This window comes from Bradyrhizobium sp. HKCCYLRH3099, assembly GCF_051167855.1.
Classification (GTDB): domain Bacteria; phylum Pseudomonadota; class Alphaproteobacteria; order Rhizobiales; family Xanthobacteraceae; genus Bradyrhizobium.
Window position 1 is genome coordinate 218716 of record NZ_JBNPTW010000010.1, and the last position, 24519, is coordinate 243234.

Genomic DNA, 24519 nt, shown 5'->3' on the forward strand with positions numbered 1-24519 from the left:
AATGTCAAGCGTGGAACGGGGCGGACAACGATCAGAAAAACGGGAGCAGTTTCCGGCCATGGCCCTCGGCGACGCCATCCTCGCCTGCCTCACTGAACATCCGATGACGGGCTACGAGCTCGCCAAGACGTTCGATTCCTCGATCGGCTTTTTCTGGAAGACAGACCATCAGCAGATCTACCGGGAGCTCTCCCGGCTGCGCGACCGCGGCTACATCCAGGGCCGCGAGGTGGTGCAGACGGGCAAGCCGAACAAGCTGGTCTATACGCTCACGCCCGAGGGCCGCGCGGCGTTCCGCGCCTGGGCGGCGCGGCCAAGCACGCCGGCCTCGACCAAGGACGATCTGCTCGTCCGGCTGTATGCGCTGGGAGCCGCCGACATTGCACCGATCCGGGCCGACCTGATGGCGAGGCTCGAGCATCACCGCGACCGCGCCGAGCGCTATGATCGCATTCTCAAGAAGCACTATGCGGACGGCAGCGTCGCGCCGGCCGACATGGGCAAGCTGCTCAACCTGCGGCTCGGCCTGCGCCACGAGCGCATGGTGGCGGAATGGTGCGAGGAAGCGATCACCGCGCTGTCGGCTCTCTCCACCACCGGCGGCGTGCGGCCGCTCGACTCCTCCCGTGAAAGCGCCGGATAATCCGCGTCTTGCGAGCGCCGTCGCAAAAGTTCTGACCGCGCTCGCGGTAAACTTAACTCGTTATTTACCGTAAAAGTCAAAAGTCGGGACCTGAAGCAGACGATCTGCGCGGACCCGTTCATGTTCACGTCCGGGACGCGTGGGGAGGCTGGAGGCGCTGGGTGGAGCGCTGGAAGCGGAACCGGACGAGACATGAATTCGCGCGTACCGTGGAGTAATGAAGGCATCGACCCGTCCGTCCGCGAGAGGGCCGAGGCCGCGGCGCAACGCGCCGGCATGACGCTGGCCGACTGGATCAACTCCACGCTCGGCGCCTCTGCTCCGCCGGATTTCCGCGGCAGCCACGCACCGCGCAGCGCGCCGCCGGTCAGCCGCGACGCCCGTGAGGTTGCCGACATTCATCAGCGGCTGGATTCGATCGCTCGCCAGATCGAGCAGATGTCGCGTCCGGGCCCCCGCAAGGACGCACCGCGCGACGAACAGGGCGTGGCGCGCCAGCTCAATGACGCCATCTCCCGGCTCGACGCACGCTTGTCGCAGATCTCGACGCCGCTGCGCGCAGCTCACACCGAGGACCGCTTTCGCGGGCCCGATGGCGTCGAGCGCGCCGCGGCACAGCTTTATCGTCCCGCACAACCGCTGAGTGCCGGTTCGTTCGATGTGGCCGTGGCCGAGATCAGCGCCCGCCAGAGCGAACTCGACAATGCGCGCCCGCTGCCGCCGCATCAGGCGCCGCCCACGGCGCCCGCGATGGCACCGGCCTCCGCCCCCTTGATGACGCCGGCCAGCGCGCCGCAAGCAGCGTCGGCCAGCACCGCGCCCAGCAGCGACTTTTCCCTGCTCGAACGGCATCTGCTGAAGATCACGAGCCAGATCGAGGCGCTGCATCGTCCCGAGGATGGGATCGAACAGTCGATCGCCGGCTTCCGCACCGAGCTCTCCGAGATCCGTCTCGCGATCACCGAGGCGATGCCGCGGCGTGCGATCGAGTCGATCGAGAATGAAATCCGTTCGCTGTCGCGTCGCATCGACGAGAACCGCCAGAGCGGCGTCGACGGCCAGGCGCTGGCCGGCATCGAACGCGCGCTGACCGACATCCGCGAGGTCGTCGGCTCGCTCAAGCCCGCCGAGCAGCTCGCCGTCTATGACGAAGCCATCCGCAATCTCGGCGCCAAGCTCGACCTGATCCTGCGCAGCAATGACGACCCCGGCACGGTACAGCAGCTCGAAAGCGCCATCGCCGCGCTGCGCGCGATCGTCGCCAATGTCGCCTCGAACGATGCGCTGGAGCGGCTGTCCGACGATCTGCGCCAATTGTCGTCGAAGGTCGATCAGGTCACCCAGGCACGCGACAACCAGGACTCGTTCCAGAATTCGTTTGCCGCGCTCGAACAGCGCATCGCGGCGCTGACCTCGACTCTTGAAAATCGCGAGCCGCCGGCCGCGGCGCCCGATCACAGCGCCCAGATCGAGGATGCGCTGCGCGGCCTGTCCGACCGCATCGACCGCCTGCAGGTCGGCAATGACGGCTCGTCGGCGATCGCGCATCTCGAACAGCGCATCAGCTACCTGCTGGAGCGCCTCGAGGCCGCCAACGACCCGCGCGGCGGCAACATGTCCCGCGTCGAGGACGGGCTGCAGGACATCCTGCGCTATCTCGAACGCCAGCAGGCGACCTTCGCGGCCCTGGCCGAAAGCCGCTCGCAGCGCGAGACGTCGCAGGACGGCGGCCTGATCGACATGGTCAAGCGCGAGCTGTCGGATATCCGCTTCAGCCAGACCGAGACCGATCGCAACACGCAGGACTCGCTGGAAGCCGTTCACAACACGCTCGGCCATGTCGTCGACCGCCTCGCGATGATCGAAGGCGATCTTCGCAACGTGCGCACGACCGCGATCCCGCCCGCCCCGCCGCTGGTCCCCGCAATCGAGCCGCAGATGCCCGCGCCACGGGCGCCCGCGCCGCAGGCCTTCGCCGAGCCGCCCAAGCCCGAACCGGCCTACCGGCCGGAGCTGCCGAATCCGGCAGCCGCCCAGCCAGCCGCTCACATCGTCAATGCGGCGCACGGCCAGCAGACCTACGCGGCTGCGCCGCGCGACTTCCATGCGGCAGCGGCACCATCGCCGGCTCCGATGCCGCCGCCGATTCCGCCCAAGGCCATCGCCGATATCCTCGAACCGCATGCCGCGCAGGCCGCTCAGGCGGCGGCCCGCCCTGCCGCGATCGTTCCCGAACTGCCGCCGGATCATCCGCTCGAACCAGGCACGCGCCCGCCCGGCCGGACCGCCTCGCCCGCTGAACGCATCGCCGCGTCCGAGGATGCGCTGAGCGAGTTGCCGGCTGGCAAGCGCGAACCCGTCTCGACGTCGAGCTTCATCGCCGCCGCGCGCCGCGCCGCCCAGGCGGCGGCTGCCGCGCAGCCGGTCGACGCCAAAAAGGCGAAAAAGGACAAGCCGAAGGAAAAGGAAAAGGCCAAGGAGCCGCCGAAAGAGGTCGTCAAGGAACCGGCCAAGGCCAAGGTCAAGGAGAAGACCAAGGAGAAGCCGACGGTCGCACTCACGGCCGAAGGCGACGAGGAGGTCTCGACGATCGGCTCGAAGATCCGCTCGCTGCTGGTCGGCGCCAGCGTGGTCGTGATCGTGCTCGGCACCTTCAAATTCGCGATGTCGCTGCTCGACTCCGGCAGTACGCCGCCGCCCGTCTCCCCGATGGAGACCCAGGGCGAGGCGCCGCGTGCGCAGATGCCATCGGCCTCGCCGAGCCTGTCGCCGCGTCCGACGACGCCCGACCAGAGCGGGCCGTCGCTGACCTCTCCGACGCCGATCGATCGCCAGTCCTATAACCGGGCGATGCCGAGCGAGGCGGAGACGATCGCGATGCTCGCGATCCCGCAGGACATCGAGAAGCCGGCAACCGTTCCGGCCGCTGCAACGTCCGACATCACCGGCACTGTTCCGACCGCGGCCAACGGCCAGAAGCTCGGTCTGGTGCAGGTGCCGGCATCCGAGAAGCTGCCTGATGCCATCGGCGGCCTCGCGCTGCGCGGCGCGGCCCTCAAGGGCGATCCGACCGCGGCCTACGAGGTCGGCGTCCGCTTCGCCGAGGGCAAGGGCGTCGGTGCGAACTACGAGGAGGCCGCGAAATGGTATGACCGCGCCGCGCAGGCCGGACTCATTCCAGCCGTGTTCCGCCTCGGCACCTTCTACGAGAAGGGCCTCGGTGTGAAGAAGGACCCGGATATCGCGCGCCGCTACTACGTCGTGGCCGCCGAGCGCGGCAACGCCAAGGCGATGCACAATCTGGCGGTGCTCGACGCCGACGGCGGCGGCAGGGGCGCCAACTACAAGAGCGCGTCGCTCTGGTTCCGCAAGGCCGCCGAGCGCGGCGTCGCCGACAGCCAGTTCAACCTCGGCATCCTCTATGCGCGCGGCATCGGCGTCGAGCAGAACCTGGCCGAGTCCTACAAATGGTTCAGCCTCGCGGCCTCGCAGGGCGACGCCGACGCCGGCCGCAAGCGCGACGACGTCGCCAAGCGGCTGGATGCGCAGTCGCTCGCCGCAGCCAAGCTGGCGATCCAGACCTTCACGGTCGAGCCGCAGCCGGACGACGCGGTCAACGTTCCGGCGCCGGCCGGCGGCTGGGACGGCAACCAGGCGATCGCCAAGGCTGCCGCGGCCAAGGCCGCACTCGCGAAGCGCGCCGCCGCCACTCCAGCGCGTTGATCCGCGAGAACTCACGCCTCGTCGGCTCCCGGGCCGGCGGGCCGCAACGGTTGCTCTTCCCCCGCCGCACGCCACCCTTACGGCGACCCTTCGCCGGCCATAGTCTCGCGCCGCGCCACGGTGTAGGTCAGGCACGAGGCGCAGCGGCCCGCGCTGAGGTGGGAGTGGAGTGACGTGACAACCGACGACGGCCAGCCGAACCACAATGCCTTCCGGCAATCTCCGACCGGCCCGCGCGTGGCTCCGCGCCCCCAGCCGGATCGTCCCGCAGTTCAACCGCCGCGGCAAGCGCATGTGACCGATGGCTCTCCGCCGAGGTTCCCGTGGCGCCGCCTCGCATCGGCCATCTTCATCGTGGCGATCCTGCTGAGCGCCGGCATTCGCGCCTATCGCGACATGTCGCGTCCCGACGCCTGGTCGTTCTGGAAGGATCAATACGTCTCCTCGAGCCTCTCCTCGGCGCTGGTTGCGAACACCGCGATCAACGGCGACCGTGCCGTCCTCGCGGTCCGCGGCGAAATCGGGCCAGCGGCGGCGATCTGGCTGCGCGAGCGCCTCGACGAGGCCCATCTGAAGCCCGGCGATGTCGTGCTGTTGTCCTCGCCCGGGGGCAATCTCGACCAGGGCGTGCTGATGGGCGAGATCATCCGCGCGCGCGGCCTGTCGACCGCGGTGGGCGCCGTCGACAAGAGCGGCCGCATCCGCCCCGCCTCCTGCGCGAGCGCCTGCGTCTTCACCTTCGCCGGCGGCCAGACGCGATATGGCCTCGACGGCTCGGCGCTCGGCGTGCACCGGTTTACCTCGGCGGCCCGCGGCGACGATGCGGTCGCCGACACCCAGCGGGTCACCGGGGCGATCCTCGGCTATGTCACGCGGATGGGCATCTCGCCGCAGGTCATCGAGGCGATGTCGCAGACCCGCGACATCCGGTGGCTCGAGCCCAACGAGGCCGAGGCCATGAAGCTGGTCACGACGCCGATCAAGGCGCTCTAGGGCCGATCGTTCGGGCTCCGAGCCCCCCGACTTTGCGCGGCAATGCCTGATCCCTTCAGCTGCTTTTTCGGCTATGCAAGACCACGGCACCTGCTTCGCACGCGCGGGATGCTCCGGTCGAACGCTCGCAGGGCTGCGCGGATGCAGATCTACCTTCCCATCGCCGACATCCCGGTCAACATCTTCCTGCTGCTGGCGATGGGCGCGGCCGTCGGCTTCGTCTCCGGCATGTTCGGCATCGGCGGCGGCTTCCTGATGACGCCGCTGTTGATCTTCGTCGGCATCACCCCGGCCGTGGCGGTGGCCTCGGTCTCCAGCCATATCGCCGCCTCGTCCTTCTCCGGGGCGCTGTCCTATTGGCGCAGGCGCGCGATCGATCCGTCGCTGGCTGCGGTGCTGATGATCGGCGGCGCGCTCGGCACGGCGCTCGGGGTGTCCACGTTCACGCTGCTGCGCGCGCTCGGCCAGCTCGATCTGATGATCGCCCTGTCCTATGTCGCGCTGCTGACGACCGTCGGCGGCATGATGTTCTGGGAAGGCCTGCGCGCGATGATGCGGGCGCGGCAGGGCGGAATGCCGACAGTGCGCCGTCCTGGCAGCCATGTCTGGATCCACGGCCTGCCGCTGAAGATGCGCTTCAAGCGCTCCAAGATCTACGTCTCCGTGATCCCGGTGATCGGCATCGGCCTCATCATCGGCTTTCTCGGCGCCGTGATGGGCATCGGCGGCGGCTTCATCCTGGTGCCCCTTCTCATCTACCTGCTGCGCGTGCCGACCTCGACCGTGATCGGCACCTCGATGGTGCTGACGCTCGCCACCATGATGATCGCAACCATGCTGCATGCGATGAGCAATCATCTCGTCGATGCCGTGCTGGCGCTGATCCTGATGATCGGCGGGGTCACCGGCGCGCAGTTCGGCGCCCGCGCCGGGCAGATGATCCGCGGCGAGCAGTTGCGGCTTCTGCTGGGCTTGTTGATCCTGGCCGTCGGCATCCGCTTCGCGATCGAGCTGGTGATCCGGCCCGAGGACCTGTTCACGATTCGCGAGACCGGAGGCAGCTCATGACGCAGCTCCGCCGCGCCGGGCTCGCACTGACGATCCTGCTTGCGAGCGCGGCATCGGGTCACGCCGAGCGGCTGATCGTCTCGGTCTCCAACCACCGCGTCACGGTGACGCCGAACTATGCCGGCGAGGAGCTGGTGCTGTTCGGCTCGGTCGAGAGGGACGCGCAGACACCGCCGGATCGGACGGCTTACGATCTCGTGGTCACCGTGCGCGGGCCGCGGGCCGACATGGTGACCCGGCGCAAGGAGCGCAAATTCGGCATCTGGATCAACACCGATTCGCGGCAGTTCCTGAAGGTCCCCGGCTATCTCGCCCTGTTCGCCAACCGGCCATTCGATGCGATGGCCGCGGCGGAAGTGCAGCGGCGCCAGCAGCTCGGCCTCAACAACGTGCTGCTGACCCAGCGGGTGGGACCAGATTATGCCGACGTCGTGCCGAACGACGTGTTCCGCAGCGCCTTCGTGCGGCTGCAGTCGCAGCATGGGCTGTATCGCGAGGACACCTCCGCGGTGACGTTCCTGACGCCGACCCTGTTCCGCACCGGCATCCCGCTGCCCGCAGCCGTCCCGATCGGCACCTATGAGGTCGAGATCAAGCTGCTGGCGCAGGGCACGATGATCACCAAGACCGAGACCGCGTTCGAGATCGTCAAGGTCGGCTTCGAGCAGTTCGTCGCCAGCTCCGCGCGCCAGAACGGTTTTGCCTACGGCCTCGTCACGACAGCCATGGCGCTGATGACCGGATGGATGGCGTCGATCGTGTTCCGGCGGGATTAGGCCGCGGCGGCGCGCGCCGGTGAGCGCGTGACCAGATAGATGCCGATCGCCACGGGAACGACGCCGAGCAGGTCCTGCAGCGCCACGTGCTCGCCCAGCACCAGGAAGGCGAAGATCATCGCCAGCGGCGGCATCACGAAGTGGTAGGCGCTGGCCGCCGTCGCGCCGCACACCTTCAACAGGTGGAACCATAGCACATAGGCGAGGATCGAGCCACCGAGCACGAGGAAGGCGAAGGCGCCGAGCAGCTGCGCATTTGGCGTGACGTCGTGAACGCTGGAGATGCCGAGCGCGACCGGCCAGAGCACGAGTCCAGCCGAGAGATTCTGAATGCCGTTGCCGACCCACAGGCTGCCCTTCGGCGCGAGCTGCTTGAACAGGATGGTGCCGGTGACGATCGAGGCCAGGGCGGCCAGTGTGTAGAGGATGCCCTCGAGATGATCGGTGCCGACCGACATGCGGTGCCAGACGATCATCGCAACACCCAGCGTGCCGAGCGCCAGCCCCGCGATCTTGCGCAGGGTCAGCGGCTCGCCGAGCAGCAGTGCGGCGAACACAGCGGTGAACACCGGATTGGCCGAGACGATCAGCCCGCCGAGGCCGGCCGATACTGTCTGGAGGCCCATGTAGCCGAGGCCGAGATAGAGCGCGTTGTTGGCGATGCCGAGGACCGCGAACACCGCCGCATCGCGCCAGCCCATGCGCAGCTCGCCGCGGATGAGCGAGACCGCCAGGATCATCACACCCGCCAGCGAAAACCGCGCGGCGAGCAGCAGCAGCGGCGGGCAATAGGTGACGCCGATCTTGCCGGCGACGAAGGCGAAGCTCCACAGCAGGCAGAACAGGCCGATCTCGAGCGGCAGCAGGTTCGACTTCATCGGGGTCACGGCAGCCGGAGAGGATACGGACGACATCGGCGGGCTCCTTTGCCGTCGGTGTAGGGCTGTTCTTCCGCATTTGGAAATTAAATGATAGACTGAAACTCAGTGGAATTTCGAATGGAGGTTCCCGATGCTCGATCTGGAGCTGTTGCGCAGCTTCGTCTCGGTGGTCGAGGCCGGCGGCTTCACCCGGGCAGGCGAACGCGTCCACCGCACGCAATCGACCGTCAGCCAGCAGATCCGGCGGCTGGAGGAGGATCTCGGCCAGACCCTGCTCAACCGCGACGGCCGCGAGGTGACGCCGACCGAGGCCGGCGAGCGGCTGCTGTCCTACGCCCGCCGCCTGCTTGCTTTGGCCGAGGAGGCCCGCGACGTCGTCGCGCGTCCCGGCCCTGACGGCGCGGTGAAACTCGGCATCCCCGAGGATTTCGCCGCCTACCGGCTGGCCAAACTGCTCGCTTCGTTCTCCCGTGCCCACCCTGATCTCAGGCTCGATGTCCGCGCCGATCAGAGCCTCAACCTCAAGCGCGACATCGAGCGCGGCGATCTCGACCTTGCGCTGTTGAAGCGGGGCGTCGACGATACCCGTGCGGCGGTCGCGGCGTGGCCCGAGCAGGTCTATTGGGTGACCAGCAGGAGCCATCCGGTCAACCTCGATGCCCGCTCGGTGCCGCTGATCGGCTTCCCGCTCGGCTGCATCTACCGGACCCGCGCGATCCACGCGCTGGAGAGCCGGGGGCTCGCCTGGCACATGGCCTACACGTCATCGAGCCTCGCCGCGATCCAGGCCGCCGTCGCCGCGGGCCTGGGGCTGAGCATCCTGTCCGAGATGTCGGTTCAGGCCGAGCATCGCGTGCTGACGGCGCGCGAAGGTTTTGCGCCGATCGACCGCACCGAAGTCGCGCTGCTGGCGTCGCCGAATGCAAGTCCGGCGACGTTGCGGCTCGCTGACCGGCTTGCGGAGTTCTGCGAGAAGGTGCAGGCCAAGGCGGCGTAGCGATCGCCACGCGGGCAGTGTGTTCCCTCTCCCGCTTGCGGGGGAGGGCTAGGGAGGGGGCCACTCCGGCGGCGATGCGCGTGGCGCCCCCTGTCCAACTCTCCCCCGCAAGCGGGGGAGAGAGCGCAGCGGAGTGCGCAGCGGGCCTCATCGCTTCAAAATACGAATGATCGACTTTGACCATTCCACCTAACTCATAACACTACGCGTCCAACTAATAACACCTCGCCGCCGCGATGCTGTGCAGCCGGGTGTCGCCCAGCACATGCGCGATGAATGCGCGCTTGGGAAACAGTTTTGCAAACGCGGCATCGCGCACGCTCAAGCCGCCGGCATAGGCGCCGAAGGCGGGCATCACGGCGCGGGCGCCGTCGGAGACGAAGCAACGGCGCTCCAGGGTGCGGGCGCGGGTGGCCACGCGCGCCTTCGGATGCAGATGGCCGGCGATCTCGCCGTGCGCGCCGGTCGGCTCGTGACGGAAGGTGACGGCGCTGATCGTGATCTCGTCGGCGACGTCGCCGCCGATGCCGTGCGGCGCCGGATCATGGTTGCCGGTGATCCAGATCCAGTCGCGGCCGACCTGGAGGTTTGCGATGCAGGCGCGGTCGTCGCCGGTCAGGCGGGTATGCGCGTCGCGGTCATGAAAGCTGTCGCCGAGCGCGATCACGATGCGCGGATCATAGTGCGCGATGACAGCTTCGAGCCGGCGCAAGGTCGCGACCGTATCGAACGGCGGCAGCAGGGTTCCGCGCGACGCGTAGCTCGAGCCTTTTTCGAGGTGCAGGTCGGAGACGACGAGCAGGCGCTGCTCGTCCCAGATCAAGGCGCCCGACAGATCGGCGCGCAGCGTGACGCCCGCGATCTCCATCGTGCCCGAAGAGGAGAATGTCGTCCCCCGCAACTCCGCCTCGCCTCTTGCTACCCCATCGCCTCCTTGACGAGTTCCTCGGCGGCTTCCGCCAGGAGCTCGTCGGCGGCCTCGCCATAGACGGATTCGCGGCCGATTTCCAGCATCACCGGCACCGCCAGCGGCGACACGCGATCGAGCGGACGATGGGTGATTCGGCCCTCGATTCGGGTCAGCATATCACCGAGGCGGCGGAGATCGAGCAGGCCGGTGGCGGCATCGGCGCGGGCGGCGCGCAACAGCATGTGATCGGGCTGATGGCGGCGCAGCACATCGTAGACGAGATCGGTCGAGAACAGCACCTGGCGGCGCGTCTTTTCTTCCGTCGTCGAGCGCCGCGCGATCAGGCCGGAGATGATGGCACAGGAGCGGAAGGTGCGCTTCATCAGCGCAGATTCATCGAGCCACGCTTCGAGATCATCGCCCAGCATGTCCGGATCGAACAGCGCCGCGAGATCGAGCCGGCCTTGGGCTACCATCAGCGACATGTCGCCGAGCCCCCACACCGCCAGCGCATATTCGTTGGCGACGAAGCCGAGCGGCCGGGCGCGCGCGCGCTCCAGCCGCCGCGTCAGCAGCATGCCGAGCGTCTGGTGCGCGAGCCGGCCTTCGAACGGATAGCAGACGAGGTAGTTCTTGCTGGAACGCGGGAATGTCTCGATCAGCAGCTCGCGCCGCGCTGGGATGCGCGACACGTCGGTCTGCAACGACAGCCAGTCGCGCACCTGCTCCGGGAGCTGCATCCAGGCCCGGCGATCATCGAGCAGGCCGCGGACGCGCTCGGCCAGATAGGTCGAGAGCGGAAACTTGCCGCCCATGTAGGACGGCACCTTCGGGTCGGCATCGTTCGCGCGAGAGACGTAGACCTGGTCTTCGGCGAGCGTCTCGTAGCGCACGATCTCGCCGCCGAACACGAAGGTGTCGCCCGGCGTCAGGCCCTCGATGAAATACTCCTCGATCTCGCCGAGCAGCCGGCCGCCGCGCGCGATCGCGCCTGTGGTGCCCCCCTTGGCCCCGGCGCGCGAGCGCACCAGCCGCACCTTGAGCATCGCCTCCTCGACGATGGTGCCGACATTCAGCCGATAGCTCTGCCGCACCTTCGGATTGGCGACACGCCAGCGCCCTTTCGTATCCTGCTTGATGCGCGCGAAGCGCTCATAGGTCTTCAGCGCGTAGCCGCCGGACGCGACGAAATCGACGACATCGTCGAAGTCGGCGCGTGACAGCATCGCATAGGGCGCAGCCGCGATCACTTCAGCATAGAGCTCGTCGCTCGCGAACGGCTCGCCGCAGGCGCAGCCGAGCACGTGCTGCGCCAGCACATCCAGCGCGCCGGTGCGCAAGGGCGGTGTGTCCTGCGCATTGTCGGCGACGGCATCGATCGCGACCGAGCATTCCAGCACCTCGAAGCGATTGGCCGGCACCAGCACCGCGCGCGAGGCCTCGTCGAGCCGGTGATTGGCGCGGCCGATGCGCTGCATCAGCCGCGAGCAGCCCTTGGGCGCGCCGACATTGATGACGAGATCGACGTCACCCCAGTTTACGCCGAGATCGAGCGAGGAGGTGCAAACCACGCCGCGCAGTTTTCCAGCGGCCATCGCGTCCTCGACCTTGCGGCGCTGGGCGACGTCGAGCGAACCATGGTGAAGCGCGATGGCGAGATTGTCGTCGTTGATGCGCCAGAACTCCTGGAACAGCATCTCGGCTTGGCTGCGGGTGTTGACGAAGACGAGCGTGGTCTTGTTGGCCTTGATCAGCTCGTACATCTCGGCGAGCGCATGCCGCGCGCTGTGACCGGCCCACGGCAGGCGCTCGCGCGTGTCGAGCATCTGGACGGCCGGCTGCGCCGCCCCGCCGGCCACGACGATGTCGGCAGCGGCCTCGGCGCCTTCAGGCTGCGGGACCAGGAAGCGCGCGAGCTGTTCGGGCTCGGCCACCGTGGCCGACAGCCCGATCATGCGCATCTCGGGCGCGAGCCGCCACAGCCGCGCCAGCCCGAGCGACAGGAGGTCGCCGCGCTTGGAGGTGACCAGCGCATGCAGCTCGTCGAGCACGACGCGCTTCAGCGAGGAAAACAGGAACGGCGCGTCATCGGAGGACAGGAGCAGCGCGAGCTGCTCCGGCGTCGTCAGCAGGATATCAGGCGGATAGCGGCGCTGGCGCTGCTTGCGCGATGCCGGCGTGTCTCCGGTGCGGGTCTCGACCTTGATCGGCAGCCCCATCTCGGAGATCGGGGATTCGAGATTGCGGGCGATGTCAACGGCGAGGGCTTTGAGGGGAGAGATGTAGAGCGTGTGCAGGCCGGCGGGGCGCGGAGGATTGCGGCCGGTCGTGGTGACGATGGTGGAGCCCTCCGCCAGCGCGGGAGGTTGCGACGAGGGGCCCGCTATCGGCACCGCCGCCGGAGGCCCCCCTCCCCGCCCCTCCCCCACAAGGGGGGAGGGAGTGGAGAGCGCGGAATGCTTGGCGAGAGCGGCTCGGGTGTTTGTCCTTGCAGCGGAGCCGAGCTCGATCAGGGTCGGGAGGAACCCCGCGAGGGTCTTGCCGGCGCCAGTGGGGGCGATCAGAAGCGCCGAACGCTGCGCGCGGGCTTTGTCCAGCAACGCCAGCTGGTGCGCGCGGGGCGACCAGCCGCGCGCCGCGAACCATTTCAGGAAATGGTCAGGCAGCGCGGCGCTGTCGTCTTGGGGGGCTGGTGAGACGCGAGACGGCACCGGGAGAAGGTAGGCAGTCATGCGGGCTTCGTCGAGGGTCGGGTCCGCAGCGCGGCAACCATCCGAGGTTCGCACCGCACTCACTCCATGGAACAGCCGGGACATGCGGATGCATCCTCGCGGCGAATGGCGCCCGAGATTGATGATGAGCTGTCCCTCTTGATTGCAGAGGGCGCAGGGAAGGCCAGGCGTCGGCTGACGCCTGCGGCCCGCCTGCTGAAAAGAATGCAGGCGGCAGGTACCACAGGTGCAGCCGGAGAACGCCCGGCCTTCCCTGCGCGATGGTTTTCACGCTTACTTCGTGCTCTCCTCGGGGACCGGCTGATTGACCCCGTCATGTCAGCAGCGCTTCCGCGCCGGCATCCACTTGACCTCGGCACCGGGAGGCCAGGACCACACGACTTCACGTCCGCCGGACGCCGTTCGTCCGCGCAAGCTGTCGCTCACGCTGCAGCATCGCAGCGGCCACCGCTCCCCGCCCCGCGTGTCGTGACGATCGCGCGCTACGCCCCTCGGCTTGGGACGGGATGGCGGGATATGATCCTGATTTCTGTAAAAACGCAACCGAATTATTTTTTTTGTAATTCAATCGGAATGCCGGCAGCGCAGACTTCAGCAGGATGACAACCGCGCCCATCTCTCCACGCGTCATTCCGGGGCGCCCGCAGGGCGAGCCCGGAATCCATAACCACCGACGGGAGTATGGATTCCGGGCTCGTGCCGCTGCGCGGCCCGCCCCGGAATGACACTGGGCGTGAGGCGATGACCGTGCCACATCGTCATTGCGAGGAGCGCAGCGACGAAGCAATCCAGAGCCACGCGCGCAGCCCTGGATTGCTTCGCTGCGCTCGCAATGACGAGAGACCGCCTACTCCGTCATCGGCTTCTCGGAGATGTTCCAGTCCTTGCCGTCGAAGATCGAGATGTAGAGCGTCTTCATCGGCGTGTAGTCGTCGGGCGTGTAGGCGTAGTTGACGCCGTCGAGGAAGTAGGGCGAGTGGAAGCCGGCGAGCGTGGTGGCCTGCTTCAGCACGTTCTCGCGGGTCAGCGTATCGCCGCAGCGGCGCAGGATCTCGGCCATCGACGCAGCCTGGCCATAGCCGGCATAGGCGATGCTGTTGTCCGGGTCGATGTTCGGCACATATTTGGCGCGCAGCGCCTCGAACGCCTTGACGTAAGGATCGTCCTTCCATTGCGGCACGCCGGCATCCTTGGAGTAGCGGATGGCGACGATGTCCTTGGCGTTCTCCAGCCCCGCGGCCGAGAGGATCGAGCGGCCGGTCGAGCCCGCCGACAGCAGCTGCAGCGGCTTCCAGCCGAGCTCGGCAACTTTGCGGATCGACTGCGACGTCGCCTTGCCGGTGGAGATGTTGTAGAACACGTCGGCGCCCGACTTCGACAGATTGATCAGCTGCGAGTCGACCGTCGGCTCGGTGAGATCATAGGTCTGCTCCATGATCACCTGGGCCTTGCCGCCGGCATCCGCCAGCACCTTCTTGAACGGCCCCAGGAAGTCGCGGCCGAAATCGTCGTTCTGGTAGAGGATGCCGATCTTGGCCTCGGGCTTCACGCTCAGCACGTGCTTGGCGAGGATGCGTGCCTCGGTCGGATACAGCGGCAGGCCGGCCATGGTCCATTTGAAGTTCTTCGGATCATTCCATTTCGAGGCGCCGGTGTTGAGCAGCAGCTGCGGCACGCCCTTGGAGTTGAGGTATTTGTGCACGGCGGTCTGCGGCGCGGTGCCGAGCGAACCGTACAGCGCCAGCACCTCCTCCTGCTCGACGAGGCGGCGGGTCGCCTCGACGCATTTCGGCGCGCTGTAGGCGTCGTCCATGGTGAGGAACTTGACCTTGCGGCCGTTGATGCCGCCCTGCTCGTTGAGCATCTGGAAATAGGCCTCGCCGATGCGGCCGAGCACGCCATAGAGCGAGCCGGGGCCGGAATGCGGGATGGTCTGGCCGATCTTGATCTCGGTGTCGCTGGCGCCGGCGTCGTATTTCTTTTCGGCAGCCCAGACGTAAGGCGAGGCGATGGTCGAGGCGCCCACGGTCGCGAGCGCGGTGGCGCAGAAATCGCGCCGGGTCAGATGTTTTTTCATTGTTGTCTCTCCCTAGACTGCCGGCATTTTTTGGCATCGGGAGAGCCGCGGCAAGAGCGAAGTTGCCGCATTGCGCGCTGCGTGCAGCGCATTCAGTAGCGTGTAGACTCAAGTCCTCGTCGCGACCACCGCAAGGCCACGCACCGGCGCCTGATCTTCGGTCCGCGGCGAGGCCGGTTCGAGATGCACGAGCTTCAATCCAACGTCTCTCACGACGCCGCGGACATATTCCGCGCCATGGGCATAGCGCAGTCCCTTGCCCATGATCACGCCGTCGCCGTCATGAGTCTCGACGGTGAAGGCCACGACGCCGCCGGGCATCAGCACGCGCCTGGCTTCGCGCAGCACGGGACCGAGATCGCTGACATAGACGAGCGCATCGGCAGCGAGAACGAGATCGGCCGAGGCATCCGGCTGCCGCGCGAGGCCGGCCGTCATGTCGTCGACTTCGAGGGCTTCATAAAGACCGGTGTCGCGCGCCTGCGCGATCATGCCGGCGGAGAGATCGATGCCGATGAAACTGTCGACGTTGCTGGCGAAGGCCGCAGCACCGAGGCCGGTGCCGCAACCGAGATCGATGGCGCGCTTGAAATAGGCTGGCTTCTTCTCCGCGGCGCGCACCGCGAGCACCGCCTTGAACAGGATCGCCGGCGCGCGATAGTGCAGCCGCTCGATCAGCTCGCTCTCGAAGCGCGGCGCATACTGGTCGAACAGCGACTGCACATAGGCCTTGGGCATGTCCGCCAGTGGCGCAGCGCCAAGCTGCATCAGCCGCACGGCGGCGCCGTGGCGGTCATCCGGATCGGCCGCCACGGCGTTCTGGAAGGCTGATATCGCCTTGTCGGTTTCGCCGAGGTCGACGCGGATCTTGCCGAGTTCGAACCACGCCGAGGCGAAGTTCGGCGCGACCTCGATGGCCTGCTCCATCACCTCGGCGGCGGCGGCGAGATCACCCTTGATCTGCAGGTCGCGGGCGAATTCGTAGCGGCGGTCGGCGATCAGGTCGCCGGAGGAGAGGAAGAAGCGGTGGGGCATCGGGGAACCATGGTGTGGGCGGCGCTGTCATTCCAGGAGATGGATGCGCGGGTCAAGCCCGCGCATGACCAGCCGGATGTCGGACCGGCTGAATTTCTCCAACCGGGACCTATATGAGCACCATGCGTCCGCAAGACATCCTGCTGCCCGTTCCCTCCGGCCTGTGCTGCAAGGCCGGCGGCTTCCACATCGATCCCGTGCGCCCGGTCGAGCGGGCGCTGATCACGCATGGCCACTCCGATCACGCCCGGGCCGGCCACGGCGCGGTGATGGCGACGCAGGAAACGCTCGACATCATGCGGCTGCGCTATGGCGAGAACTTTGCGGGCTCGACGCAGGCGATCCGCTATGGCGAGGAGATGAAGCTCGGCGACGTCACCGTCAGCTTCCACCCGGCGGGCCACGTGCTCGGCTCGGCGCAGATCAAGGTGTCCTCCGGAGGCACCTGCATCGTGGCCTCCGGCGACTACAAGGATGCGCGCGATCCGACCTGCGCGCCGTTCGAGCTGGTGCAATGCGACGTCTTCATCACCGAGGCGACGTTCGGACTGCCGGTGTTCCGGCACGGCGATACGGCGCTCGAAGTCGACAAGCTGCTGGCGTCGGTCGCGCTGTTTCCGGAGCGCGCGCATCTGGTCGGGGCGTATTCCCTGGGCAAGGCGCAGCGCGTGATCGCGCTGATCCGCGAGGCCGGCTATGACGCGCCGATCTATTTGCATGGCGCGATGGAGAAGATCACGCGCTACTATCAGGACAAGGGCATCCCGCTCGGCGAACTCCGGCCGGTGAAGGGCGTCAAGAAGGCTGAGCTCGCGGGCACCATCACGCTGGCGCCGCCGAGCGCGACGTCCGATCTGTGGACGCGGCGCTTTCCGGATCCCGTCACCGCCTTCGCCTCGGGCTGGATGCGGGTGCGCGCCCGCGCGCGGCAGCGCGGCGTCGAGCTGCCGCTGGTGATCTCCGACCATGCCGACTGGGACGGGTTGACCGCGACGATCGCGGCGACCGGCGCCGGCGAAGTCTGGGTCACGCATGGCCAGGAGGACGCGCTGGTGCATTGGTGCCGGAGCAAGGGGCTCGCGGCGCGGCCGCTCGACCTCGTCGGCTATGGCGACGAGGAGGAGAGCGAGGTGGTGGCTGCGGAGGAGGCCGAGGCATGAACCGCTTCGCCGAGCTGCTCGACCGCCTCGCCTATGAGCCCGGCCGCAACAACAAGCTGCGGCTGCTGACATCGTATTTCCGCGAGGTCGAGGATCCCGACCGCGGCTATGCGTTGGCGGCACTCACCGGCGCGCTGTCGTTCAAGCACGCCAAGCCGGCGCTGATCCGCGACCTGATCGCGGCGCGGACCGACCCGGTGCTGTTTGCACTGTCGTATGATTATGTCGGGGATCTGTCGGAGACGGTCGCGCTGATGTGGCCGAAGGCGGGTGCTCGTCAGCAGCGCGTGTCCGGGTACCCCCCTCCCCAGCCCTCCCCCACAAGGGGGGAGGGAGCCGAGTGGCATCCGGAGCTTGCATCTCGATCGACAGCAGACAGCGGCTCGACACGATCGAAGCCTGCTGCCGGCAACCCGAGTGCGGCGGCGGTGTCTCTCGCATCATCGACCTCCGCTCTTTCCGTTCCCTCCCCCCTTGTGGGGGAGGGTCAGGGAGGGGGGTCCCCCACGGGAGGTCTCTCGGAGGCGCCCCCACCCGGATCGCACGCCGCGGGCCACAACAACCCGCCGCCGCCGACGCTCACGGAGGTCGTCACCACGCTGCGCACCCTCGGCAAGACCGAGATGCCGAAGCAGCTCGCGCAATGGCTGGACGAACTCGACGAGACCGGGCGCTGGGCGTTGCTGAAGCTGGTCACCGGCGCACTTCGCATCGGCATCTCTGCGCGACTGGCCAAGACGGCCGCGGCAGCCCTTGGCGACAAGGACCCGCATGACGTCGAGCTGGTCTGGCCCGGTCTCGCGCCGCCTTATCTCGATCTGTTCGCCTGGCTCGAAGGCCGCGGCGACAAGCCGGTCAATCGTGATCCCGCGCCGTTCCGGCCGGTGATGCTGGCCCATGCTGTCGAGGACGGCGACTTCGCCAGCATGACTGCGAGCGACTACATCGCGGAATGGAAATGGGACGGCATCCGCGTGCAGGCCGTGAGCGGCCGCGAGAGCGATGGCCGGATGGTGACCCGGCTGTATTCGCGCAGCGGCGAGGACATCACCGCGAGCTTCCCGGATCTGCTGCCGTCGCTGCACCTGCCGGGCGCGATCGACGGCGAGCTGCTCGTGGTGCGCGACAAGCGCGTGCAGAGCTTCAACGTGCTGCAGCAGCGGCTGAACCGCAAGACGGTGTCGCCGAAGCTGATGAAGGAATATCCGATCCACCTGCGCGCCTACGATTTGCTCGGCGATGAAGAGAATGATCTGCGCGAGTTGCCGTTCGAGCAGCGGCGCGAGCGGCTCGAAGCCTTCATCAAGCGGCTCGACGAGCCGCGCGTCGATCTGTCACCGACGGTCGCGTTCTCCACCTGGGACGAGCTGACGGCTGCGCGCGCCGATCCCGCATCGGCCGGCGCCGGCGACGATGCCGAGGCGGTCGAAGGCGTGATGTTGAAACGGCGGGATGCGGTCTATCTGCCGGGGCGGCCAAAGGGGCAGTGGTGGAAGTGGAAGCGCGATCCGCACATCATTGACGCCGTGCTGATGTATGCGCAGCGCGGCCACGGCAAGCGCTCGTCCTATTATTCCGACTACACGTTCGGTGTGTGGACGTCAGGTGACGCCGGCGATCAGCTCGTGCCGGTCGGCAAGGCCTATTTCGGCTTCACCGACGAGGAGCTGCTGCAGATCGACCGCTTCGTCCGCCGCAACACGACCGAAAAGTTCGGCCCCGTGCGCCACGTGGTGCACGAGCCCGAGCAGGGGCTGGTGCTGGAGGTCGCGTTCGAGGGCCTTCAGAAATCGCCGCGGCACAAATCCGGCGTCGCGATGCGCTTCCCCCGCATCAACCGCCTGCGCTGGGACAAGCCGCCCCGCGACGCCGACCGACTGGAGACGCTGGAGCGGATGTTGAAGAGCGAGGCGGCGGGGTGACGAGCGCTCGCTTGTTCGACCCCAGGTGCTTGACGAATCTGAGACTCGTCATGCCCGGGCTTGACCCGGGCATCCATCCTCTTATCGAAGGAAGATGGATGGCCGGGTCAAGCCCGGCCATGACGATCTTTTAGACTACAGCCACCGCGGCGAAGATCAGAGCGCCGCAACATTAAATGCCGGTAAGCGGCTTGCACCAGCGAGACCAGTTCCCCACCTGCCCTGCCGTGCTTTATAATCGCGCACGAATCCGCCGGTGAACCGCACTGGCCATTCCACTGGCCTTGGAGACGATGACATGTCGAACGACATCAGGGATTATCCCGGCCGCGCCCGCAGCTCGGATGGCCTGTATCGGTTTCTCGGCGGCTCTCCCGTGGGGGTGGCGTTCCGGCTGGTGCTGCTGTCGATCCTGGTCGGCGTGGTGCTGTCGGCGATCGGGTTCGATCCGCTCAACATTCTGCATAGCATCCAGTTGCTGTTCATCCGGCTCTACGAGCTCGGCTTCGACGCCTTCAACTGGCTGTGGCGCTACTTCCTGCTCGGCGCCGTGATCGTGATCCCGGTCTGGTTCCTGTCGCGCATTTTCGCGCCGCGCGGACGGTGAAGCGGGCGCAGCCGATGCAGCTTCGCTTCGTCGGCTGCGGGGACGCGTTCGGCTCGGGCGGCAGGTCCAACACCTGCTTCCATCTGACGGGCGCGGCGACCGACCTGCTGATCGATTGCGGTGCCTCGGCGCTGCCGGCGCTGAAGCGGCTCGGCATCGCCTGCAACGATGTCGGGCTGATCCTGATCACGCATTTCCACGGCGATCATTTCGCCGGTCTGCCCTTCCTGCTGCTCGACGCGCAGTTCTCGCGGCGGACGCAGCCGCTGGTGATCGCAGGCCCTGCCGGCATCGCGACACGGCTGACGCAGGCGATGGAAACGATGTTCGAGCATTCGTCGCGCACGCCGCGCAAGTTCGAGCTGTCGGTGATCGAGCTGGCGCCCGGGCAGCCCGTGCGGTTCGGCGAGGTCGGCGTGACGCCGTTCGCGGTCGTGCACGGCAACTCCGGCGGTCCGTTTCTCGGCTACCGCATCGAGGCGGAAGGCAGGATCGTCGCCTACACGGCCGACACCGAATGGACTGACAGCCTGGTCCCGCTCGGCCGCGATGCCGACCTGCTCATCGCCGAGGCCTATACGTTCGCCAAACCCGTGAAGAACCATCTCAGCCTCGCGGCACTGGAGGCGCATCTCGCGGAGATCAGGCCGAAACGGCTGGTGCTCACCCATATGAGCGACGACATGCTGCGGCGGGTGGCGGGCCTCACTCACACAGCGGCGCATGACGGTATGACGATTGATCTATAGCTTCATACCGGGCGCAGCGACTATGCTCAGCACAGACCAGGGCTGAAATCCGCCGCAGCAGCGCGGCGGATGGGCCGGCATGGCGAGCGAGCATTCCGTTGCATTCTCCCGCGCCCCACCGATCGACCGTCACCAGCGCGCAGGTGTTCGACATCGCAGGCCCCGCGATGATCGCCAATTTGACGACGCCGCTGATCGGCATCGTCTCGACCACGGCGATCGGCCGGCTCGGCGAGGCCGCGATGCTCGGCGGTGTCGCGATGGCCTCGGTGATCTTCGATTGCCTGTTCTGGCTGTTCGCCTTTCTGCGCGCCAGCACGCTGGCCTTCACCGCGCAGTCGCTCGGCGCCGGCGAACGGGACGAGATCCTGATGGTGCTGATTCGCGGCCTGGCCCTGGCCGCGGTGATTGGCCTCGGACTGATCGTGCTGCAGGTGCCGCTCGCCGCCATTATCTTCGACATCATGGGCGGTAGCGACGCCGTGCTCGGCGCCGCCCGCACCTATTTCGTGGTCCGGATCTGGTCGGCGCCGCTCGCGCTCGCCAACTACGTGCTGCTCGGCTGGCTGGTCGGACTGGCGCGCGCGCGGCTGGCGCTCGGTGTCCAGGTCGCGATCAACCTGATCAACATGGCCGCGACCATCCTGCTGGTGCAGGTGTGGGGGGCGGGCATCGCCGGCGCCGCGATCGCAGCCGTCATCGCCGAGGCCGTCGGCGTCGTGATCGGCCTCGTGCTGGCGCGGCGATTGGCTTCGACGGCGAGCGGACTGTCGCTGCCGTTGCTGCTCGACCGCGCCAAGCTGATGCACATGATGGCGGTCAATCGCGACATCATGATCCGCACCGCGGCGATGATCGTGGCCTTCCTGTTCTTCACCTCGCAGGGCGCGCGCGCCGGCGACACCACGCTCGCCGCCAACGCGGTGCTGAACAATTTCCTGCTGGTGGCGGCGTTCTTCCTCGACGGGCTCGCCAACGCCGCCGAGCAGCTTTGCGGCCATGCCTATGGCGCGCGCAACCGCGGCGCCTTCGCCGGCGCCACGCGGCTGGTGCTGGCCTGGGGCTTCGGCTTCGCGCTCGCGGTGGCCGTCATCTTCGTGCTGTTCGGACCCGTGCTGATCGACGTGATGACATCGAGCGACGCCGTGCGCAGCGCCGCGCGCGACTATCTGCCCTATGTCGTGGCGTCGCCGCTGCTGTCGGTATTCGCCTTCGCGTTCGACGGCGTCTACATCGGCGCGACCTGGGCACGCGACATGCGCAACCTCATGATCGCGGCGCTGATCGTGTTCTTCGGCACCTGGCTCGCGCTGCGCGGCTTCGGCAACACGGGATTGTGGATCGCGATGCTGAGCTTCTACGCGGCGCGCGGCGGCTTCCAAGCGGCACGCTATCCGGCGCTGTTGAGGGTGTCGTTCGGGAAAAGCCCGGCCGGATCCACACCGTAAGCTGTCATCATCCGCGGAGGCGGATGATCCAGTACGCCGTGCCGTCTCGATTCAATCACAGCCGCTGCGGCGTACTGGATCCCCGCCTGCGCGGGGATGACAGCGGTGGGTGAGGCGACAGCTCGGCTGCACTAAACCGGCCAGTCCTCCGCCGTGATCGTCGCGGCATCGGCGCCGACGATCTCCGACAGCGAATCTCGCCCCGTCCGCAGCAACGTCGATGTCAAATCCGCCTTGATGCTCTCGACCAGGCCGAGGCCCTTGTAGACCAGCGAGGAGTACAACTGAATCAGGCTGGCGCCGGCGCGGATCTTGGTCAGCGCGGCGCCGCCCGTGTCGATGCCGCCGACGCCGATCAGCGGGAATGCGCCCTCGACGCGGACGAAGGTTTCCGCGACCATGCGGGTCGACAGCCGGAACAACGGCCGCCCCGAGAGACCGCCCTGCTCCTTGGCGCGCAGCTGCTCGCGCAGGGAGTTCGGCCGGGCGAGCGTCGTGTTCGACACGATCATGCCGTCGACGCCGCGCGAGCGCGCGACGTGAACGACATCGTCGAGCTCGGCGAGGCTGAGATCGGGCGCGATCTTGAGCAGCACCGGGGTGTCGCCGGCCTTGCGGCGGACGCGGTCGCGGGCCTCCAGCACCTTGGACAGCAGCTCGTCGAGCTGCGAGGCCTGCTGCAGGTTGCGCAGGCCCGGCGTGTTCGGCGAGGAGATGTTGACGGTGAAATAGCTCGCCACCGGCGCGAAGGTCTCGATCAGCCGGACATAGTCGGCGACGCGGTCGGTGGAATCCTTGTTCGCCCCGACATTGACGCCGACGATGCCGCCCTGGCTGGCGCGGCCGGCCAGCCGGCGCAGCACGGCTTCGGCACCGTCATTGTTGAAGCCCATGCGGTTGATCACCGCCTCGTCGCGCTCCAGCCGGAACAGCCGCGGCCGCGGATTGCCGCTTTGCGGCCGCGGGGTGACCGAGCCGATCTCGACGAAGCCGAAGCCGAGCCGCAGCAGCGCGTCGGGCACCTCGGCATTCTTGTCGAAGCCCGCGGCCATGCCGACTGGATTCGGGAAGTTGAGCCCGAAGGCGCGCACCGCCAGCTTGGCATCATCCGGCCGCGGCTTGATCGCCGGCAGCAGCTTCAGGCCCTGGATGGCGAGCCGGTGCGCATCCTCGGCGTCGAGCCAGCGGAGCAGCGGCAGCGAGAGCTGGTCGAAGGCGCGGATCACGGCTGAAGTTCCGGGATGTCGTGGCCGCCGTCGGCACGGCTGTGCATCTGGTGAACGGCGGTCACGGCGCCGACGTCGAGCTCGCCATAAAGATGCGGGAACAATTCGTCATTGCGCGAGCGCTCCCAGCGCAAGCCGGGGCCGAGCACATCCGCTTCGACCTCGACCAGGAACAGCGCGCTCTGCCCGAAAAAGTGCTTGCGGGCGGTCTCCGGGACCTGCGACGCGGTCGAAAAATGGATGAAACCGTCGCGCAGATCGTCGGCACTGCCGCGATAGACACCCTGCCGCTCTGCCTCGCGCCAGGCCGAAGCTGAGCAGATTTTGTAGATTTTGGGCACGTTGACGCGTCCTGGCTTGATCTTGAGTTTGCTGCGGTTTTCGGGATGCGGCCGACCGTATCGGCAGGCACCTTCGAACTCAAGCATCGATTGTCCCGCGGTCGCCGGCCACGGCCCGCATAAGTTGTCCCCGTGGCAACACGGATAAGCCTGGATGTAGGACGGTTCCTCAGTAAGGATTAACCCGATTCGGCTCTCTTCAGCCGGTGCGATTCGCCGTCGCGCCGAGGCCCTGACGGGCCGCACCGATTGCCTGCATCACAGCTTAGCTTTGGAGATTTCCATGAACCGCCGCAACGCTTTGAAGGCTCTCGCCGGGCTCGCTCTATGCCCGGTCTGCGCCCAGCCTGGCTTCGCCGCCGAAGGCGCGCCGCATTGGAGCTATGAGGGCGCGACCGGCCCCGCCAAATGGGGCGATCTCGACGCCGCCAACAAGGTCTGCAGCGTCGGCACGCAGCAATCGCCGATCGACATCGAGAACCCGACCCGGGCGCGGCTGCCGGATTTCAAGCTGTCCTGGGCCAGCACTGCCGACACCATCGTCAACAACGGCCACACCATCCAGCTCAACTTCGCCGACGGCAGCGGCACGCTGAAGCTCGGCGGTACCACCTACAAGCTCCTGCAGGTGCACTTCCACCGGCCGAGCGAGCATCATATCGGCGGCAAGAATTTTCCGATGGAAGCACATTTCGTACACCGCGCCGCCTCCGGCGGACTCGCCGTACTCGGCGTGCTGATGACCACCGGCCGCCCGAATCCTGCATTCTCTCACATCGTGGCGACGATGCCGGAGAAGGAGGGCCCCGCGGTCAAGGCCGATCCGCGCATCAATCCCAACATGATGCTGCCCAACCGCCGCATCCACTATCGCTACGCCGGCTCGCTGACGACGCCGCCCTGCTCGGAGGTCGTCGAATGGCTGCTGCTGGCCGAACCGATCCAGGTCGCCGAAGCCGATGTGGCGAAGTTCGCGAAGCTGTATCCGATGAACGCCCGCCCGGTGCAGAAGCTCGACCGCCGCTTCGTGCTGCAGGGGGTGTAGGTCGCCTGTCTTTTGGACCTCAACTGCCACTCAGCATTCCGCTGTCGTCCCGGCCTCCGAGCCGGGACCCATACCGGGGGATGCTGATTGGATTAGAGCATGCTGTTTTTATACGGAAACATATCCTGAGTTTCTGAGATAGTTGGCGCACTCCTTTTCCGGGAAGAGATCGAGGAGATCTCCAGC

19 protein-coding genes are annotated in these 24519 nt (G+C 67.3%); 12 read left to right on the forward strand and 7 right to left on the reverse strand.

The window, feature by feature from the left end:
• Positions 1 to 58: 58 nt before the first annotated feature.
• The 5 genes from ACQR1Y_RS20565 to ACQR1Y_RS20585 all read left to right on the forward strand — a co-directional run bounded on the left by ACQR1Y_RS20565 (position 59) and on the right by ACQR1Y_RS20585 (position 7203).
• Positions 59 to 643 (forward strand): PadR family transcriptional regulator, encoded by a 585-nt coding sequence (locus ACQR1Y_RS20565; RefSeq protein WP_434856416.1) that lies wholly within the window; start codon positions 59 to 61, stop codon positions 641 to 643.
• Between the two features lie 192 nt (positions 644 to 835).
• Positions 836 to 4366, forward strand: a complete 3531-nt coding sequence (locus ACQR1Y_RS20570; RefSeq protein ID WP_434877831.1) for a hypothetical protein — start codon at positions 836 to 838, stop codon at positions 4364 to 4366.
• 174 nt (positions 4367 to 4540) lie between these two features.
• A complete protein-coding gene (locus ACQR1Y_RS20575) occupies positions 4541 to 5359 on the forward strand; it encodes a hypothetical protein (RefSeq protein ID WP_434877830.1) in 819 nt (272 codons plus the stop codon).
• 141 nt (positions 5360 to 5500) lie between these two features.
• Positions 5501 to 6427: a sulfite exporter TauE/SafE family protein gene (locus ACQR1Y_RS20580; protein ID WP_434877829.1), complete on the forward strand. Its 927-nt coding sequence runs from the start codon at positions 5501 to 5503 to the stop codon at positions 6425 to 6427.
• Positions 6424 to 7203, forward strand: a complete 780-nt coding sequence (locus ACQR1Y_RS20585; protein ID WP_434877828.1) for a TIGR02186 family protein — start codon at positions 6424 to 6426, stop codon at positions 7201 to 7203. The genes ACQR1Y_RS20580 and ACQR1Y_RS20585 overlap by 4 nt, the downstream gene beginning before the upstream one ends.
• Here ACQR1Y_RS20585 and ACQR1Y_RS20590 read toward each other — a convergent pair.
• Positions 7200 to 8117 (reverse strand): DMT family transporter, encoded by a 918-nt coding sequence (locus ACQR1Y_RS20590; RefSeq protein WP_434877827.1) that lies wholly within the window; start codon positions 8115 to 8117, stop codon positions 7200 to 7202. The genes ACQR1Y_RS20585 and ACQR1Y_RS20590 overlap by 4 nt on opposite strands.
• Positions 8118 to 8214: 97 nt before the next feature.
• Here ACQR1Y_RS20590 and ACQR1Y_RS20595 point away from each other — a divergent pair, with 97 nt between their 5' ends.
• A complete protein-coding gene (locus ACQR1Y_RS20595; protein ID WP_434877826.1) occupies positions 8215 to 9081 on the forward strand; it encodes a LysR family transcriptional regulator in 867 nt (288 codons plus the stop codon).
• Between the two features lie 214 nt (positions 9082 to 9295).
• Here the strand turns inward: ACQR1Y_RS20595 and pdeM are convergent, their stop codons facing one another.
• The 4 genes from pdeM to ACQR1Y_RS20615 all read right to left on the reverse strand — a co-directional run bounded on the left by pdeM (position 9296) and on the right by ACQR1Y_RS20615 (position 15835).
• A complete protein-coding gene (gene pdeM / locus ACQR1Y_RS20600; protein WP_434877825.1) occupies positions 9296 to 9982 on the reverse strand; it encodes a ligase-associated DNA damage response endonuclease PdeM in 687 nt (228 codons plus the stop codon).
• 17 nt (positions 9983 to 9999) lie between these two features.
• The gene (locus ACQR1Y_RS20605; RefSeq protein ID WP_434877824.1) at positions 10000 to 12723 is read right to left on the reverse strand and encodes a ligase-associated DNA damage response DEXH box helicase; all 2724 of its coding nucleotides are present in this window, start codon (positions 12721 to 12723) and stop codon (positions 10000 to 10002) included.
• Between the two features lie 847 nt (positions 12724 to 13570).
• A complete protein-coding gene (locus ACQR1Y_RS20610) occupies positions 13571 to 14800 on the reverse strand; it encodes an ABC transporter substrate-binding protein (RefSeq protein ID WP_434877823.1) in 1230 nt (409 codons plus the stop codon).
• A gap of 108 nt (positions 14801 to 14908) precedes the next feature.
• The gene (locus ACQR1Y_RS20615; protein ID WP_434877822.1) at positions 14909 to 15835 is read right to left on the reverse strand and encodes a methyltransferase domain-containing protein; all 927 of its coding nucleotides are present in this window, start codon (positions 15833 to 15835) and stop codon (positions 14909 to 14911) included.
• Positions 15836 to 15948: 113 nt separating this feature from the next.
• On the opposite strand from ACQR1Y_RS20615, the gene ACQR1Y_RS20620 reads away from it, so the two are divergent.
• The 5 genes from ACQR1Y_RS20620 (at position 15949) to ACQR1Y_RS20640 (ending at position 21721) form a co-directional block, all read left to right on the forward strand.
• Entirely contained in the window at positions 15949 to 16995 is a 1047-nt protein-coding gene (locus tag ACQR1Y_RS20620; RefSeq protein WP_434877821.1) for a ligase-associated DNA damage response exonuclease, read from the forward strand.
• A complete protein-coding gene (locus ACQR1Y_RS20625; protein ID WP_434877820.1) occupies positions 16992 to 18917 on the forward strand; it encodes an ATP-dependent DNA ligase in 1926 nt (641 codons plus the stop codon). Before ACQR1Y_RS20620 ends, ACQR1Y_RS20625 begins: the two co-directional genes overlap by 4 nt.
• 298 nt (positions 18918 to 19215) lie before the next feature.
• The gene (locus ACQR1Y_RS20630; RefSeq protein WP_434877819.1) at positions 19216 to 19524 is read left to right on the forward strand and encodes a DUF6460 domain-containing protein; all 309 of its coding nucleotides are present in this window, start codon (positions 19216 to 19218) and stop codon (positions 19522 to 19524) included.
• A 14-nt stretch (positions 19525 to 19538) separates the two neighbouring features.
• Positions 19539 to 20273 carry an MBL fold metallo-hydrolase gene (locus tag ACQR1Y_RS20635; RefSeq protein WP_434877818.1) on the forward strand — a complete coding sequence of 245 codons (735 nt, stop codon included), beginning with the start codon at positions 19539 to 19541 and terminating at the stop codon, positions 20271 to 20273.
• Between the two features lie 143 nt (positions 20274 to 20416).
• Positions 20417 to 21721, forward strand: coding sequence for an MATE family efflux transporter (locus tag ACQR1Y_RS20640; protein ID WP_434877956.1), 1305 nt, complete (start codon positions 20417 to 20419; stop codon positions 21719 to 21721).
• Positions 21722 to 21852: 131 nt separating this feature from the next.
• Here the strand turns inward: ACQR1Y_RS20640 and ACQR1Y_RS20645 are convergent, their stop codons facing one another.
• Both ACQR1Y_RS20645 and ACQR1Y_RS20650 read right to left on the reverse strand, forming a co-directional pair.
• On the reverse strand, positions 21853 to 22947 hold the full coding sequence (locus ACQR1Y_RS20645; protein WP_434856430.1) for a quinone-dependent dihydroorotate dehydrogenase: 1095 nt from the start codon (positions 22945 to 22947) through the stop codon (positions 21853 to 21855).
• Positions 22944 to 23288 carry a DUF952 domain-containing protein gene (locus ACQR1Y_RS20650; protein ID WP_434856431.1) on the reverse strand — a complete coding sequence of 115 codons (345 nt, stop codon included), beginning with the start codon at positions 23286 to 23288 and terminating at the stop codon, positions 22944 to 22946. The genes ACQR1Y_RS20645 and ACQR1Y_RS20650 overlap by 4 nt, the downstream gene beginning before the upstream one ends.
• 283 nt (positions 23289 to 23571) lie before the next feature.
• Here ACQR1Y_RS20650 and ACQR1Y_RS20655 point away from each other — a divergent pair, with 283 nt between their 5' ends.
• Positions 23572 to 24333 carry a carbonic anhydrase gene (locus ACQR1Y_RS20655; RefSeq protein WP_434877817.1) on the forward strand — a complete coding sequence of 254 codons (762 nt, stop codon included), beginning with the start codon at positions 23572 to 23574 and terminating at the stop codon, positions 24331 to 24333.
• Positions 24334 to 24519 lie beyond the last annotated feature (186 nt).

Excerpts from the sequence above, each read along its gene's own strand:
- ACQR1Y_RS20615 (WP_434877822.1), bottom strand. The coding sequence starts at position 15,835 with ATGCCCCACCGCTTCTTCCTCTCCTCCGGCGACCTGATCGCCGACCGC.
- ACQR1Y_RS20580 (WP_434877829.1), top strand. The coding sequence starts at position 5,501 with ATGCAGATCTACCTTCCCATCGCCGACATCCCGGTCAACATCTTCCTG.
- ACQR1Y_RS20620 (WP_434877821.1), top strand. The coding sequence starts at position 15,949 with ATGAGCACCATGCGTCCGCAAGACATCCTGCTGCCCGTTCCCTCCGGC.
- ACQR1Y_RS20585 (WP_434877828.1), top strand. The coding sequence starts at position 6,424 with ATGACGCAGCTCCGCCGCGCCGGGCTCGCACTGACGATCCTGCTTGCG.
- ACQR1Y_RS20605 (WP_434877824.1), bottom strand. The coding sequence starts at position 12,723 with ATGACTGCCTACCTTCTCCCGGTGCCGTCTCGCGTCTCACCAGCCCCC.
- ACQR1Y_RS20610 (WP_434877823.1), bottom strand. The coding sequence starts at position 14,800 with ATGAAAAAACATCTGACCCGGCGCGATTTCTGCGCCACCGCGCTCGCG.
- ACQR1Y_RS20590 (WP_434877827.1), bottom strand. The coding sequence starts at position 8,117 with ATGTCGTCCGTATCCTCTCCGGCTGCCGTGACCCCGATGAAGTCGAAC.
- ACQR1Y_RS20655 (WP_434877817.1), top strand. The coding sequence starts at position 23,572 with ATGAACCGCCGCAACGCTTTGAAGGCTCTCGCCGGGCTCGCTCTATGC.
- ACQR1Y_RS20625 (WP_434877820.1), top strand. The coding sequence starts at position 16,992 with ATGAACCGCTTCGCCGAGCTGCTCGACCGCCTCGCCTATGAGCCCGGC.
- ACQR1Y_RS20570 (WP_434877831.1), top strand. The coding sequence starts at position 836 with ATGAATTCGCGCGTACCGTGGAGTAATGAAGGCATCGACCCGTCCGTC.
- ACQR1Y_RS20630 (WP_434877819.1), top strand. The coding sequence starts at position 19,216 with ATGTCGAACGACATCAGGGATTATCCCGGCCGCGCCCGCAGCTCGGAT.
- ACQR1Y_RS20635 (WP_434877818.1), top strand. The coding sequence starts at position 19,539 with ATGCAGCTTCGCTTCGTCGGCTGCGGGGACGCGTTCGGCTCGGGCGGC.
- ACQR1Y_RS20595 (WP_434877826.1), top strand. The coding sequence starts at position 8,215 with ATGCTCGATCTGGAGCTGTTGCGCAGCTTCGTCTCGGTGGTCGAGGCC.
- ACQR1Y_RS20565 (WP_434856416.1), top strand. The coding sequence starts at position 59 with ATGGCCCTCGGCGACGCCATCCTCGCCTGCCTCACTGAACATCCGATG.